We start from the raw sequence: 12838 nt of genomic DNA, 5'->3' as shown, positions 1-12838 counted from the left end.
TTGCCCTGCCAATGGTCACAGAACGTCCGCCTGCCGGATATCCTCGACCGCGAAATCAATCAGCGCGCGAACCTTGCGCGGTAGAGTGCGGCCCTCAAGGTAGACGGCACTGAGCTGCGCGGACGGCCCCTCGAATTCGTCCATCACCGGGACAAGACTACCGGCCTCAAGCGCATCCAGAAGTGCAAAGCGGGGGGCGTAGCAAATGCCGAGGCCCGCTGCCGCCAGCTCGACTGCGGCCCGCGCCGAATTGACCTGAAAACGTCCCTGAACCTCGACAACGCTCTCGGCACCGCCCCTGTGGAACACCCAGCGGCGCGGTGCACGGCGATTGGTGTCGAGGATGCAGGCGTGGTGGATCAGATCCTCCGGCCTCGCAGGGGCACCATGGGCTGCGATATAGGCCGGACTTGCCACCACGACAGAGCGTATCTCTCCGAGTTTGCGCGATTTCAGGGAAAGCATGTTCGATTGCCCGATGCGGAAGGCCAGGTCTATTCCCTCGCTTGCAAGGTCGACGAACCCGTCATGCAGGCGCAGATCGAAGGTCAGGCCGGGGTTCTTCGCGGCAAACCGGCCCAGCATGCCGCCGACATGGGTTTCGCCGAAGGTCACCGGTGCCGAGATGCGGATGACACCTGTGAACCCGCGGGAACCTTCCGAGACCTCGGCCAGCATATCGTCGAGATCGTCCAGAAGCGCGGGCGCACGGGCCAAAAGATCCTCGCCTGCCGGGGTCAGACCGACCTTGCGCGTGGTGCGTTGGAACAGGCGCACACCAAGGCGCCTTTCCAGTTCCGCGACATATTTCGAGGTCAGCCTGTTCGACACGCCGATCTGATCGGCGGCGGCGGTGAACGATCCGGTCTTGGCTGTCGCCACAAAGGCCCTGAGTTCGTCGGTAAGGTCCATGGCGCTAAATTAAGAACAATATGAAGATTGTCATACTTTAAACTCGCCATTTTGTTGGTGATCTGCAAGCCCTAATTTGACGGCAGGAAAACAAGCAGCCGCATCGGGCGGCACGAAAGGAACCGCAATGAAAATCGCAATCATCGGAAATGGAAACGTGGGTGGCGGATTGGCGAATGCGCTGTCTCGTGCCGGACATGACGCCACGGCCTACGGGAAGGATGCCGATCTTTCCGTTGCGGTCGCCGCCGCCGAGGTGGTCATCCTTGCCACGCCTTTCGGCACGGCCGAAGACCTTGCCGGCAAGGCAAGCTTTGACGGCAAGACGGTTGTCGACGTGTCCAACCCCATCACTGCCGATTTCTCGGGGCTTCTGGTCGGCCATGATACCTCGGCTGCAGAAACCATCGGGGCGCAGCTGCCCGGGGCCCGCGTCGTCAAGGCCTTCAATACCGTTTTTGCCCAGCACTACGCAACGGATCTCAAGATCGCCGGAACGCCGATCCAGACCTTCGTTGCCGCCGATGACGAGGCGGCGCGGGACACTATCATGGCACTGGCCGCCGACATGGGGCTTGAGCCCGTCAATGCCGGGCCGCTCAGGAATGCCCGCTACCTTGAGCCGCTTGGCTTCATGAACATCCAGTTCGGCTATGTTCTGGGCCTCGGCGTTGCAATCGCTCCGAAATGGCAAATTGCCTGATCTAACGAAAGGATCCCTGTCATGACCACGCATAGCAAGACCGACTACGCCGCGACGCTGCTTCGCATTTCCAGCGGTGTGCTGTTTCTGGCCCATGGGCTGCTCAAGGTGAATGTCTTCACCATCGCGGGCACCGTCGGCTATTTCGAAAGCCTCGGCCTGCCGGGCCTGTTCGCCTACCTGACCATCGCCGCGGAAATCGGTGGCGGGCTTGCGCTTATCCTTGGTGTCGCGGTTCGGCTGGTCTCGCTGGCGCTTATCCCCGTCCTGCTGGGCGCGACCTGGGTGCATTCGGCGAACGGCTGGCTGTTCTCGGGCGAGGGCGGCGGCTGGGAATTCCCGCTGTTCTGGACCGTCGCACAAGTGGTCATCGCCCTTCTGGGCGCGGGGGCCTTTGCGCTGCGTATCCCGGTTCTTCAACGCGCGCTTGGCCAATTCGCCTGACGGCCGCAAACTCCTGCGAACGCAGCGCCGGGGCAGATATTCCGGCGCTGCGGGCTGCGTCCCGGATATCCATGAAAGGCAACAGACATGCCCGCCCCCCGCACGCTGAACGATCTCAAAGCCGGTCTGTCCACCTCTGACCGGATGCCGCTGGTCTTCCTGGGCCATGGCAGCCCGATGAACGCGATTGAGGATACCCGGTTCAGCCGGGCCTGGAGCGAACTTGGAAAGACCCTGCCGCGTCCGAAGGCGATCCTTGTCGTTTCGGCCCATTGGATGACCCGCGGCACGACACTGGTCGATGTCTCGGATATGCCCCGGACGATCCATGATTTCTACGGCTTTCCAGACGCGCTTTTTGCACAGCGCTATCCGGCCCCTGGCAATCCTGCGCTTGCCCGCGAAGTGGTGTCGCTGCTGGCCAGCCACCATGCCGAGGAAGATGACAGCTGGGGGCTCGATCACGGTGCCTGGACTGTCCTGAAATACCTCTATCCGGGCGCCGATGTTCCGGTCTTTCAGGTCTCGATCGACATGACCCGCGGGCTCGATTACCAGCTGGAGATCGGCAAGACCCTGTCCGAACTGCGGAATCGAGGGGTTCTGATTCTTGGTTCCGGAAATGTCGTCCATAACCTGGGCGCGGTCAGGTGGGGGGCCAATAGCGCGCCGCATGATTTCGCGCTGGAATTCGACACGCTCTTCGCGGACCGGCTGACGGATCGAAACTTCGCCGCGCTTGCCGACCGGGACGGGTTGGGATCACTGCTACGCATTGCCCACCCGACCGTCGACCACTACTTGCCCGCGTTGACCATCGCCGGGGCTTCCGACGGGCGCGATGAGTTGACTTTCATGACCGACAGCATCGACCTTGGGTCGATTTCCATGCGGTCTTTCGTGTTTCACGCCGCCTGAGGAGGGAAAACATGCTTGTTGACGGAAAATGGGTCGAAAGCTGGCAGCCGGTTCAGAAGGCGGACAAGAAGGGCCGCTTTGTGCGCCAGGTGTCCAGTTTCCGCAACTGGATCACGCCTGACGGCAGCGCGGGGCCAACCGGCGACGGCGGCTTCGAGGCCGAGGCAGGGCGGTACCGCCTTTACGTCGCGCTGATCTGCCCATGGGCCTCGCGCGCGCTGATCGCGCGCAGGCTCAAGGGGCTTGAAGGTCTGATCCAGGTAACGGTGGTCAACCCGGTCATGTCGGATCAGGGCTGGCAGTTCGGCGGCTATGATGGTGCCGACGAAGACCCGCTGTTCGGTGCCGCCTACCTGCACGAGATCTATACAAGGGCCGATCCGCATTTTACGGGGCGCGCCACTGTGCCCGTGCTTTGGGACATGAAGCGGAACGTCATGGTGAACAACGAAAGTGCCGATATAGTGCGCATGTTCGACACCGCCTTCGAGGCCCTGGCCCCGTCGGAGTATCGGCTCTATCCGCAGGACCGGGCGGCCGAGATCGACACCCTGAATGCCGAGATCTACGACCGGCTGAACAATGGCGTTTACAAGTCAGGTTTCGCCAGTTCGCAAGAAGCATATGATGAGGCGGTCGAGGGTGTTTTCGATATGCTCGACAAGCTGGAAGAACGTCTGAGCGGTGATTACCTGTTCGGTGACAGCTTGACCGAGACGGACATCCGCACCTTCGTCACCTTGATCCGCTTCGATGCCGCTTATCACGGCCTCTTCAAGACCAATCGCCGCCAGATAGCCGACTATCCGCGCCTCTCGGCCTATATGAGGCGGGTTCTCATGCTGCCCGGCGTTCGAGAGACGGTAAACATGGACCACATCACGCGGGGGTATTACGCGATCAAGGCGCTGAACCCGACACGCATCCGGCCTGTCGGTCCGGACCATATCGCAAAGCTTCTTGATCCATGACCGCGGGGGCTGTGGCCGAGCCCGGACAGCTTGGGTCACGGACCCCATTGCCTTGTTGCCGAGGGCAAAAGGTTTCGTGCAACGGCCGTCAGGCCACGAAGAACAGCACCGTCATGATCGCGCCGACCGCGGTCACGAAATGGCGCAGCAGGTCGGTCCTGACGATCTTGCGGCTTTGGCGCGCGCCGAGATATCCGCCCAGCATCGCGCCCACGACCATGACGGCGGCCTGTTCCCACGCGATCAGCCCCGCCGTGATGAAGGTCAGGACCGAAATCACCGACAGCACGGCCGACAGCAGGTTCTTCAACCCGTTCATCCCGTGCAGGTTCACATAGCCCAAAAGGCCGAAACTGGCGAGCAGCACGATCCCCAGCCCGCCGTTGAAATACCCCCCGTAGATCGACACGGCCAGGATGACCGCCGCCGAAAGGGCCGGGCCGATGCTGTGGCCCGCGTCGCGGCGCAACAGCCGCAACAGTCCCGGGCCGGCGGCGAAAAGGACGGTCGCGGCCAGCAGAAGCCACGGCACCACCCACATGAAGACCTCGCCCGGCGTGACGATCAGCAGCAGCGCCCCCAGCAATCCCCCCGCCGCCGTGATGGCCACGATCGCGCGCAGCCCAAGGCGCCCTTCGGCGCGGATGTCGTGCCGGAAGGCCCAGGCACTGCTGACATAGCCGGGCAGGGCGATGAAGGTGGCCGTCGCATTCGCGCTGACCGGCGGAACGCCGACATAGATCAGCGCGGGCAGGCTGAGGAAGGTGCCGCCCCCGGCAATCGCGTTCAGCACGCCGGCCAGGAAACTTGCGGTAACAAGCAGCACCATGTCGAACATCGTCTTCTCCCTGACTCTGCGGCAGACGGGTTTCCTGTTGCACGGGGCGGGATTGGTCTGCAAATTGGTCTGGGTTTCGGGGTGGGATGCGCGAAATGCACGACGATCTTTCAGCACGGCTGCGCCACCTGCTTGCGGGGATGGCGCCTGACCACGGCGACCGGCTGCCGCCCGAGCGTGAACTGGCCCGCCAGCTTGGATGCAGCCGCGAAACCCTGCGCAAGGGGCTGGCCGTGCTGGAGCGGGAGGGCGAGATCTGGCGCCATGTCGGGCAGGGCACCTTTCGCGGCACGCGGCCGCCCCACCTGCCGGTGCGCGATGCGATCCTTGTCGATGGCGCGACCCCGCCCGATGTGATGCGCGCGCGGCTGCTCTTGGAACCGAAGGTGGCGGCCGAGGCCGTGCGCCGGGCCGCGGCCCCCGATATCGCGCTGCTGCGCGACCGGGTGGCCGCCGGACGGGCCGCCCGCGACCGCGCCGCATGCGAGCAGGCAGACGACAGGTTTCACCAGGCCATTGCGGGCATCGCGCGCAACCCGATCCTGATCGGGTTCCTGCGCTATCTTTCGGGCGCCCGCCGCCGCGCCGCCTGGCAGCGCGAGTGGGACCGGACCTATCGCCGCATCGGGGCCGACGAATTCCGCACGATCCACAGCGCCCAGCACGACCGCATCGTGGATGCGATCGCGGCGGGCGATGCAAGCGGGGCCGAAATCGCCATGGCGACCCATCTGGAAACGATCGACAGGGCGATGTCCGGCGGCGGGGCGTAGCGCCGAAAGGGGCGGGCAGGGCGGCGCAGACCCGCGCCCCGCCCGACCGAAGGTTATTCCACGTCGCCGGCCTTGGGCAGTTCGGCCCAGGCCGCCAGGAAGGCGTCGCGCGATGCCGCGGCTTCGGCCTCGTCGACGGGGAACACCGCCACGGCTGACAGTTCGGGCAAGCCGACATGTTCTGACACCGTGATGTCCGCGCGGCTGGGGCGCCGGAACGCCGCCTTGAGAAGCGCGATCTGCGCATCCTGCGACAGAAGCGTGTCGATCGTCTTCTGCGCGGTTTCGCCCGCGGGGGCGCCCTTGATCAGGCCCGAGAACTCGACGGTCTGGAAGGTGCCTTCCGAGGGGTAGGCCAGCGAAAGCTCGGTCTGGCCGCCGTCGATATAGGCGTAGCTGTTCGTCTCGAAGGTCAGGCCCACGGCATATTCGCCCATCGCCACGCCCTTGGGCACCGCCGAGGACGATCCGCTTGTCACCACATTCGCAACGACGGCCTTGTAGGTCTGTTCGTCGAGCAGCTTCGAAAGCCCCCAGGCGATGGTGTAGCCGGTGGAGCTGTTGGCCGGGTCGGGCATGATCACGCGGCCTTTCCAGACCGGATCGGCCAGCTCGGCCCAGCTTGTCGGGGCGGTGGCGCCGTCCAGCAGGTCGGTGTTCACCATGATCGTGACAAGGTGGATATTGGTCGGCTGGAACAGGTCGCCCGGATAGCGCAGCGCCTCGGGGATGGCGGCCAGTTCGGGCGAGGCGTAGGCCTCGAACAGCGCCTCGAACGCGCCAAGCGTATTGGCCGAAGAGGACCAGAACACATCGCCCTGCACGTTGCCCTGTTCGGCCTCGATCCGGCGCAGAAGGACGCCGCTGCCCCCGGTGATGACGCCCAGATCGGTGTCGAGCGCGCCCTTGACCGCGGCCTGCACGGCCTCGTAGGCGGGAACGGGGTTCGAGGTATAGAGCACCGGGTCCTGGGCCAGGGTGGGCCCCGCGGCAAGGCCGAGGCCAAGGGCCAGGCCGGCAATCGGATTGTATTTCATGTCAGTTCCTCTCTCTGTTGTATTCTCTTGGTTTTTCCCGGGGGGCGGCCCGTTTCCGGGCCGTGGGCGGCATCGCTACCTGCGTGAAAAGACGTCGATGCCGAACACCTTGGTTGCAACGATGATCGGGATCAGGATGACGGCGACCAGCACGAGGCCATAGGCCGAGGCATAGGCCATCAGACCGGAATCGATCAGGCGGAAGATCTGGATCGGCAGGGTCTCGCGCCCGCCCGAATAGACGAGGATCGAGGCCGACAGCTCTGCCACCGTCGTCGTCCATGTCAGGATCGCGGCCGAGGCGACGGCCGGCAGCATCACCGGCAGCACCACCTTGAAGAAGCTTTGCACCGGCGGCACGCCAAGGCTGATCGAGGCCTCTTCAAGCGAGTTGGGGATGTTGTGCAGCACCGCCTGCCCGTTGCGCATGCCGAAGGGCATCCGGCGCACGACATAGGCCAGAACGATGATCGAGGCGGTGCCCGACAGCGACAGCCAGCCGCTGTTGAACGTGGCCAGAAGCCCCACCCCCAGCACGGTGCCCGACAGCGCCAGCGGAACCGCCGAGACATAGTCGATCCAGGGCGTCAGGATGTTGGGTTTCTTTACTACCAGATAGCTGACAAGCGCGCTGAACACGATCGAGATGAAGGTCGCCACCCCGGCATAGACGAGCGAGTTCACAAGCGGCCCCGGCGCGGTGACGAAGACGCGGATGAGGTTGTCGAAGGTCCATTCGCCCCATTGCATGACCGGCCCGCGCGACCGGGTAAAGGCACCGATCGCAATCGTCACCAGCGGCAAAAGCGAGATCACCACCACCGCGCCCGAGGCGCCGGCAACCGCCAGCCCGCCCAGCCCGCGCAGCGCCGCCGGGCGCGCGCCCCGGCCCTGCGCGATCTCGAAGCGGCCGCGGCGCACGATCCAGCGGTTGAAGAACAGGACCGACATCACGATCAGCACCGATACGCTGGCAAGCGTGCTTTGCATGGTGATGTCCGAGGCCCCCTCGGCCACGGCGGCCTGATAGGTGGCCACCGACAGAAGCGGCAGCCGGTGGCTGAGGATCATCGAGATGGCGAAATTGCCCACCGCCATGGTGAAGACCAGCAGCGCCGAGGCAAGGATCGTGGGCAGGATCACCGGCAGCATCACCCGCAGGCGCGACAGCACGGGCGCGGTGCCAAGGCTTTGCGCGGCCTCTTCCAGTTGCGCGTCGAACTTGCTGATCGCGGCGACGGTGCCGATATAGACATAGGTGTAGTAGATGAAGCTCATCGAGGTGATGAGGCCGAACCAGCCGTAGAAAGAGGGCAGGCGGATGCCGAATTCACGCAGGAATTTGGTGATAAGGCCGTTATTGCCCAGCATCATCAGCCATGTCTGCGCCGCGATCACCTCGGGGATGACCAGCGTGATGAGCGGCAAAAGCGCGATCAGCGCCTTGCCGGGGAAGGTATAGCGCGCCGTGACATAGGCCAGCGGCACGCCGATCAGCGTGCAGATCACCGTCACCGCGCTTGCCAGGATCAGGGTGTTGGCGATGGCCTGACGGTATCTCGGGGTCTCGATGACGCGCATCCAGCCCGAAGGACCGTCGCCCAGAAAGCTTGCCGTCAGGATGTTGAGCAGCGGGTAAAGGACGAAAAGGCTCAGCAGCATCAGCGCCAGAAGCGACAGCCAGAACCACGGGGTGCGGAACTGTGCGGCGGTCATCTTGCGATCACCCGTGCAAGGGCCGGGTCGATGCCAAGGCTGACCCGGTCGCCGGGGGCGTATTTGTCATGCCCGGTCTCGTGCGACTCGGCCATCACCTCGAGAGCGCCGCCCAGATCCAGCCGGTAGCTTGTCTTGGCGCCCAGATATTGCCGCCCGCGCACGGTGGCGGGCACGGATTGCACCCCCTCTTGCGGGGCGGGGGTGATCTTCAGGTCTTCGGGGCGCAGGATCAGAAGGCCCTTTTCGGCCGGCGCGACCAGCGCGTCGCTTGCCAGAATGCGGGCGGGGCCGATATCGGCTTCGATCAGCCCCTGTGCGCCGGGGCGCAGATCCGCGCTCAGTCGGTTGGCCGAGCCCACGAAATCCGCGACATAGCCGGTCAGCGGGCGGGCATAGATCTCTTGCGGGGTGCCAAGCTGTTCCACGGCGCCGCGGTTCATCACGCCGACCAGATCCGACATCGACAATGCCTCTTCCTGGTCATGGGTGACGAAGACGGTGGTGATGTTCGCCTCGCGCTGCAATTCGGTGATGGTTTCGCGGATCTGGATGCGCAGCTTCGCGTCAAGGTTCGACAGCGGCTCGTCCATCAGCAGGACCTGCGGCTTGATCACCAGCGCGCGCGCAAGGGCGACCCGCTGGCGCTGCCCGCCCGAAAGCGCGGCGGGATGGCGATCGCCAAGCGCGCCAAGGCCCACGCGCTCCAAAGCCTCGTCGATCTTCAGCCGCGCCGCGGTGCCCTTTTCGCCGCGCGCCCGCAACCCATAGCCCACGTTCTGCACCACCGTCTTGTCGGGAAACAGCGCGTAATCCTGAAACACCATGCCGATCGCGCGCCTGTGGGGCGGCAGCCGCGTCACATCAAGCCCGCCGAAGCGGATCGTGCCGCCGCAGGTCGGGACAAATCCCGCAATGGTGCGCAAAAGCGTGGTCTTGCCGCAGCCCGAGGGGCCGAGAAGCGTGAAGAAGCATCCCTCGGGGATGTTCAGCGTCAGGCCCGAGATCACTTTCTCGGTGCCGTAAGCGACGCTCAGATCGGATATGTCAATGCCCATTGGCGTTCCCTGTTTCGCGTTTCTTCGTTCTTGATGATGCGCGGGCCTCAGCCCGCGCGCAGTTCTGGCGGAGTGTCCGAAATCCCAAGTTTTTCAATGATCCCAAGCGCCTGCCGGTGCACACCCGGATCGCCCGCGCCAAGGATGCGCCCGCCGCTGGCAAGGGTCAGGGGCGCGCCGGCCCAATCGGTGATGACCCCGCCCGCGCCTTCCACGATCGGGCGAAAGGCCGCGAAATCGAAGATCTTCTGCCCGGCATCCATCGCAAGATCGGTGCGCCCCTCGGCCAGGCGGCCATAGTTGATGCAGGCGCCGCCATAGACCCGCGTCGCGGTCGCGCGGCGCAGCGCCTCAAGCGCGGGAAGCTCGGCGGCGGACATGTAGTCCTGATTGCTGTTGGTCATCAGCGCGCGCGAGATGTCGGCGCAGGAGCGCACTTGAACGGGTCGGCCGTTCAGCGTGGTCTGGCGCCCCTCGACGCCCAGCCAACGCGCGTCGTTGGCGGCGGAATCGATGATGCCAAGCCGCGGCACCCCGTCGATGGCCAGGGCGATCAGCGTGCCATAGACCGGAATCCCCGCGATGAACGGGGCGGTGCCGTCGATCGGGTCGATGACCCAGACGGCACGGGCCGTGGGCGCGTGCGATCCCTCTTCCTCGCCGATGATCCCGTGATCGGGATAGTGCGCGGCGATGCGGGCGCGTAATTCGTGTTCGATCATCAGGTCGGCCTGCGTCATGAGGCTTCTGTCGGGCTTGACCGAAATGCCAAGCGCATCATGCGTCTGGCCGTGCAGCAGCGATCTTGCCGTGTCGGCAAGCGACAGCGCGAAAGCGATGTGGTGATCCTCGACCGCCGAAATCCGGGTCATCATTGCTCCTTGCAGGCAGGCATTGCCGCACAGTCCGCACGCGGGGCGCGGAAGGGCCAAGGCTGGCGCATGCCGTTGATCTGGTTTCCCTGCGGGGCCGAAACCCCGATTCATCTGTTCTTTGGGAAATGTGGCAATTTGTGCTATATGTGTCAATATGTGTTTTTGTGGTTTTATTTGTCAACTGTGGCAGGATTTGTCATAGCAAGGCCCATCCACGCACCGGCAGTTGGGGGAACGCATGTGGCAGGAGGAACGGCACCGCAAGATCAAGGACCGGCTCGCGGCCCATGGCCGGGTTTCCGTCGATCGTATCGTCGAGGAGTTCGGTGTCTCGCGTGAGACGGTGCGTCGTGACCTGATGGAGATGGAACTGGCCGGTGAGCTGCGCCGCGTGCGGGGCGGGGCGGTTCCCGCCACGCGTGAGGACACGACCTTCGGCATCCGCGTCACCCTGCGGCTGCAGGAAAAGCGCGCGATCGCGGCACGGGCGCTTGGGCTGCTGCAAAACGGCATGACGATCTTCATGGATGCGGGCTCGACCAGCACCACCATGGCCGAGGCCCTGGCGGGGCCCAACGGTCTGACCGATATGACGTTTCTGACCAACTCGGTCGATGTCGCCCGGCTGCTGACCGATCCCGCGCGGCGGTTTCGCGTGGTGATGCTGGCCGGAGAGTTCAAGCACGATCCGCAAGAGACGTTCGGATCGGCCACGATCAACGACATCCACCGCTACCGCGCTGATGTGGCGCTGCTGGCCCCCTGGGGGGTGGATGCCGAGATGGGTGCGATGAACTATTTCCTGCACGGCGCCGAGATCGCGCGGGCGATGATCCGCAATTCGGAGAAGGTGGTGATCCTGGCCGATCACTCGAAGGTCGGCGCGCCGGCCCGGTCAGTCTTTTGCCCGGTGGCCGAGATGGATCACCTGATCGTGGACGCCAAGGCCCGCAGCCGCCCCGGCTTCGACGCGCTGCAAGCCGCCGTTCCGGGGCTGATCGTGTGCGACTGAGGCCGGGGGGGTGCCCTTTGTCGACCGTCAGGACATATGCCAGTTTGCGCCGTCAGTTGTGCCCGAGAGTAGGGCAGCGCCCCAACCTAGCCCGCTTGCGATGGTTGCACCTCCGACACGGAGGAGGCGGCGCCCATGAACAGCCGAAGGTCTGTCTGGAGCCCAAAACGACTGATGTTGCATTTCGGTCTATCGTCCGCCTTGAGGTGCTGGCACTGCAAACTTTGCTGCGTAGGAGGAAGGTGATACGCCAAGCTGTCTTTGAAACGCACGGCGCATCGTTTCTTCGTTAGGAAAACCTGCTTCAATTCGCACGGCAGCGAGGACGCTATCGTCTTGATGCAACATCGCTGCTGCCTGTTCAACGCGAAGTCTCTCGACGAATTTTGCGGGACCGACGCCTAGTTCGGCGGAGAATCTGCGCGAGAAGTTCCGTTCGCTCATGCCCACTTTGGCGGCCATTTCCGCAACCGATATTTGTTCCTTCAGGTTTGAAGCGATGAAGGCGATGAGTTCATTGAAACGGTGGCTCGTGTTGACCGTCTGAGCGGCCAAGGCTGTGCTAAACTGACGTTGACCGCCATTGCGAAGCATTGGCAGCACGAGCGACTTCGCGATACGAATTGCCTCGGCTGTTCCAAGGTCACGTCGAACCATTTCGATTGCCATGTCAATCCCGGCGGTGACCCCTGCGGATGTCCAGATCCCGTTGTCTTCAACAAAGATTGCATCATCTTTGATGCATATATCGGGAAAGTCGGCGCCGAGCTTGGCTGCTCCATCCCAATGCGTTGTGGCAGAGCGTTCCGACAGACGGCCACATGCGGCTAGAACGAATGCACCCAAGCAAATCGACCCGAGCCTACGGCATCCGGCGGCTGACTTGTTGATGTAGTTGAGCAAGGCGTCTGAATGCATTGCCATGTAGGCACTGTTTCCCCCTGACACCAATACAGTATCCCAAGGCACAGGCTGGCATTCTGCAAGGGCCGCGGTTTCGATCCGGCAAACGGTATCGGTTTGCAGCAATCCACCTGTTTCAGACAAAAGACGCACATCATAAGCGGGCGTTCCGTTTGGCAGTCTGGCGTCACTGAAAACCTGCAATGGCCCCGCGAAATCCAAGAGCTTTGTGCCATCGAACAACAGGAACGCCACTGGCAGAGGAGCATGATGCGATTTGGCGTAAAAGGTGGTCATATTGTCATTTATGCCAAACAGCTCACGCGCTATCAAGGTCGAAACGGAACTGAGATGTCAGATGCTGGAACTTAGACCTAACTGCGAGCTGTGTGATTGCGATCTGCCACCGGAATCAACCGATGCGATGATCTGCAGTTATGAATGTACCTATTGTGCAGGTTGTGTCGAAAAGACGCTGCACAATGTCTGCCCGACATGCGGAGGCGGATTCACGCGGCGCCCTGTTCGACCTGTGAGAGCTGAGGGTGGACAGACCAACCTTGGATTGTCGAACCGTCCTGCGGGCAGTAGGCGGTATCATTCGGAGTGGACTCGCGAAGAAATTCAAGCCGTCGTCAAACGCTTGAAAGACGTTCCACCTGACAAACGATAGTCAGC

Annotated in this window: 14 protein-coding genes; 7 read left to right on the top strand and 7 right to left on the bottom strand. The window is 63.4% G+C overall.

Features of this window, described 5'->3' with window-relative positions; all coding sequences use genetic code 11:
• Window positions 1–15: 15 nt before the first annotated feature.
• On the bottom strand, window positions 16–912 hold the full coding sequence (locus tag AC4PTO_RS09240) for a LysR family transcriptional regulator (RefSeq protein WP_492727923.1): 897 nt from the start codon (window positions 910–912) through the stop codon (window positions 16–18).
• Between the two features lie 127 nt (window positions 913–1039).
• Between AC4PTO_RS09240 and AC4PTO_RS09235 the strand changes: the two genes are divergently transcribed.
• From AC4PTO_RS09235 to AC4PTO_RS09220, 4 genes are all read left to right on the top strand, one after another.
• Entirely contained in the window at window positions 1040–1615 is a 576-nt protein-coding gene (locus tag AC4PTO_RS09235; RefSeq protein ID WP_492727921.1) for an NADPH-dependent F420 reductase, read from the top strand.
• Window positions 1616–1636: 21 nt separating this feature from the next.
• Window positions 1637–2059, top strand: coding sequence for a DoxX family protein (locus AC4PTO_RS09230; protein ID WP_492727920.1), 423 nt, complete (start codon window positions 1637–1639; stop codon window positions 2057–2059).
• Between the two features lie 87 nt (window positions 2060–2146).
• On the top strand, window positions 2147–2977 hold the full coding sequence (ygiD, locus tag AC4PTO_RS09225) for a 4,5-DOPA-extradiol-dioxygenase (protein ID WP_492727918.1): 831 nt from the start codon (window positions 2147–2149) through the stop codon (window positions 2975–2977).
• An 11-nt stretch (window positions 2978–2988) separates the two neighbouring features.
• Window positions 2989–3948, top strand: a complete 960-nt coding sequence (locus tag AC4PTO_RS09220; RefSeq protein ID WP_492727917.1) for a glutathione S-transferase family protein — start codon at window positions 2989–2991, stop codon at window positions 3946–3948.
• 88 nt (window positions 3949–4036) lie between these two features.
• On the opposite strand, the gene AC4PTO_RS09215 is transcribed toward AC4PTO_RS09220, so the two are convergent.
• A complete protein-coding gene (locus AC4PTO_RS09215) occupies window positions 4037–4786 on the bottom strand; it encodes a sulfite exporter TauE/SafE family protein (RefSeq protein ID WP_492727915.1) in 750 nt (249 codons plus the stop codon).
• Between the two features lie 95 nt (window positions 4787–4881).
• Here AC4PTO_RS09215 and AC4PTO_RS09210 point away from each other — a divergent pair, with 95 nt between their 5' ends.
• Entirely contained in the window at window positions 4882–5559 is a 678-nt protein-coding gene (locus AC4PTO_RS09210; protein WP_492727914.1) for a FadR/GntR family transcriptional regulator, read from the top strand.
• Window positions 5560–5612: 53 nt separating this feature from the next.
• Here AC4PTO_RS09210 and AC4PTO_RS09205 read toward each other — a convergent pair whose 3' ends face one another.
• The 4 genes from AC4PTO_RS09205 to AC4PTO_RS09190 form a co-directional block, all read right to left on the bottom strand.
• Complete coding sequence (locus tag AC4PTO_RS09205; protein WP_492727913.1) at window positions 5613–6596, bottom strand: extracellular solute-binding protein; 984 nt, start codon at window positions 6594–6596, stop codon at window positions 5613–5615.
• 75 nt (window positions 6597–6671) lie between these two features.
• Entirely contained in the window at window positions 6672–8312 is a 1641-nt protein-coding gene (locus AC4PTO_RS09200) for an ABC transporter permease (protein WP_492727912.1), read from the bottom strand.
• Entirely contained in the window at window positions 8309–9370 is a 1062-nt protein-coding gene (locus AC4PTO_RS09195) for an ABC transporter ATP-binding protein (protein ID WP_492727910.1), read from the bottom strand. The genes AC4PTO_RS09200 and AC4PTO_RS09195 overlap by 4 nt, the downstream gene beginning before the upstream one ends.
• Before the next feature lie 47 nt (window positions 9371–9417).
• The gene (locus tag AC4PTO_RS09190) at window positions 9418–10242 is read right to left on the bottom strand and encodes an inositol monophosphatase family protein (RefSeq protein ID WP_492727909.1); all 825 of its coding nucleotides are present in this window, start codon (window positions 10240–10242) and stop codon (window positions 9418–9420) included.
• 241 nt (window positions 10243–10483) lie between these two features.
• Between AC4PTO_RS09190 and AC4PTO_RS09185 the strand changes: the two genes are divergently transcribed.
• Window positions 10484–11257: a DeoR/GlpR family DNA-binding transcription regulator gene (locus AC4PTO_RS09185; protein WP_492727908.1), complete on the top strand. Its 774-nt coding sequence runs from the start codon at window positions 10484–10486 to the stop codon at window positions 11255–11257.
• A 189-nt stretch (window positions 11258–11446) separates the two neighbouring features.
• Here the strand turns inward: AC4PTO_RS09185 and AC4PTO_RS09180 are convergent, their stop codons facing one another.
• Window positions 11447–12457, bottom strand: a complete 1011-nt coding sequence (locus AC4PTO_RS09180; protein WP_492727907.1) for a GlxA family transcriptional regulator — start codon at window positions 12455–12457, stop codon at window positions 11447–11449.
• Window positions 12458–12467: 10 nt separating this feature from the next.
• Here AC4PTO_RS09180 and AC4PTO_RS09175 point away from each other — a divergent pair, with 10 nt between their 5' ends.
• Window positions 12468–12833 carry a DUF1272 domain-containing protein gene (locus AC4PTO_RS09175; RefSeq protein WP_492727905.1) on the top strand — a complete coding sequence of 122 codons (366 nt, stop codon included), beginning with the start codon at window positions 12468–12470 and terminating at the stop codon, window positions 12831–12833.
• The last annotated feature ends 5 nt before the right edge of the window (window positions 12834–12838 follow it).

The organism is Rhodobacter maritimus, assembly GCF_058747975.1.
Note: the sequence above shows the minus strand (reverse complement) of the source record. Positions and strands in the feature narration are given on the sequence as shown.

What these genes read in the sequence shown, in the direction of transcription:
- AC4PTO_RS09235 (WP_492727921.1), top strand. Translation starts at nt 1,040, where the DNA reads ATGAAAATCGCAATCATCGGAAATGGAAACGTGGGTGGCGGATTGGCG.
- ygiD (WP_492727918.1), top strand. Translation starts at nt 2,147, where the DNA reads ATGCCCGCCCCCCGCACGCTGAACGATCTCAAAGCCGGTCTGTCCACC.
- AC4PTO_RS09230 (WP_492727920.1), top strand. Translation starts at nt 1,637, where the DNA reads ATGACCACGCATAGCAAGACCGACTACGCCGCGACGCTGCTTCGCATT.
- AC4PTO_RS09200 (WP_492727912.1), bottom strand. Translation starts at nt 8,312, where the DNA reads ATGACCGCCGCACAGTTCCGCACCCCGTGGTTCTGGCTGTCGCTTCTG.
- AC4PTO_RS09210 (WP_492727914.1), top strand. Translation starts at nt 4,882, where the DNA reads ATGCACGACGATCTTTCAGCACGGCTGCGCCACCTGCTTGCGGGGATG.
- AC4PTO_RS09195 (WP_492727910.1), bottom strand. Translation starts at nt 9,370, where the DNA reads ATGGGCATTGACATATCCGATCTGAGCGTCGCTTACGGCACCGAGAAA.
- AC4PTO_RS09205 (WP_492727913.1), bottom strand. Translation starts at nt 6,596, where the DNA reads ATGAAATACAATCCGATTGCCGGCCTGGCCCTTGGCCTCGGCCTTGCC.
- AC4PTO_RS09215 (WP_492727915.1), bottom strand. Translation starts at nt 4,786, where the DNA reads ATGTTCGACATGGTGCTGCTTGTTACCGCAAGTTTCCTGGCCGGCGTG.
- AC4PTO_RS09220 (WP_492727917.1), top strand. Translation starts at nt 2,989, where the DNA reads ATGCTTGTTGACGGAAAATGGGTCGAAAGCTGGCAGCCGGTTCAGAAG.
- AC4PTO_RS09190 (WP_492727909.1), bottom strand. Translation starts at nt 10,242, where the DNA reads ATGACCCGGATTTCGGCGGTCGAGGATCACCACATCGCTTTCGCGCTG.
- AC4PTO_RS09185 (WP_492727908.1), top strand. Translation starts at nt 10,484, where the DNA reads ATGTGGCAGGAGGAACGGCACCGCAAGATCAAGGACCGGCTCGCGGCC.
- AC4PTO_RS09180 (WP_492727907.1), bottom strand. Translation starts at nt 12,457, where the DNA reads ATGACCACCTTTTACGCCAAATCGCATCATGCTCCTCTGCCAGTGGCG.
- AC4PTO_RS09240 (WP_492727923.1), bottom strand. Translation starts at nt 912, where the DNA reads ATGGACCTTACCGACGAACTCAGGGCCTTTGTGGCGACAGCCAAGACC.
- AC4PTO_RS09175 (WP_492727905.1), top strand. Translation starts at nt 12,468, where the DNA reads ATGCCAAACAGCTCACGCGCTATCAAGGTCGAAACGGAACTGAGATGT.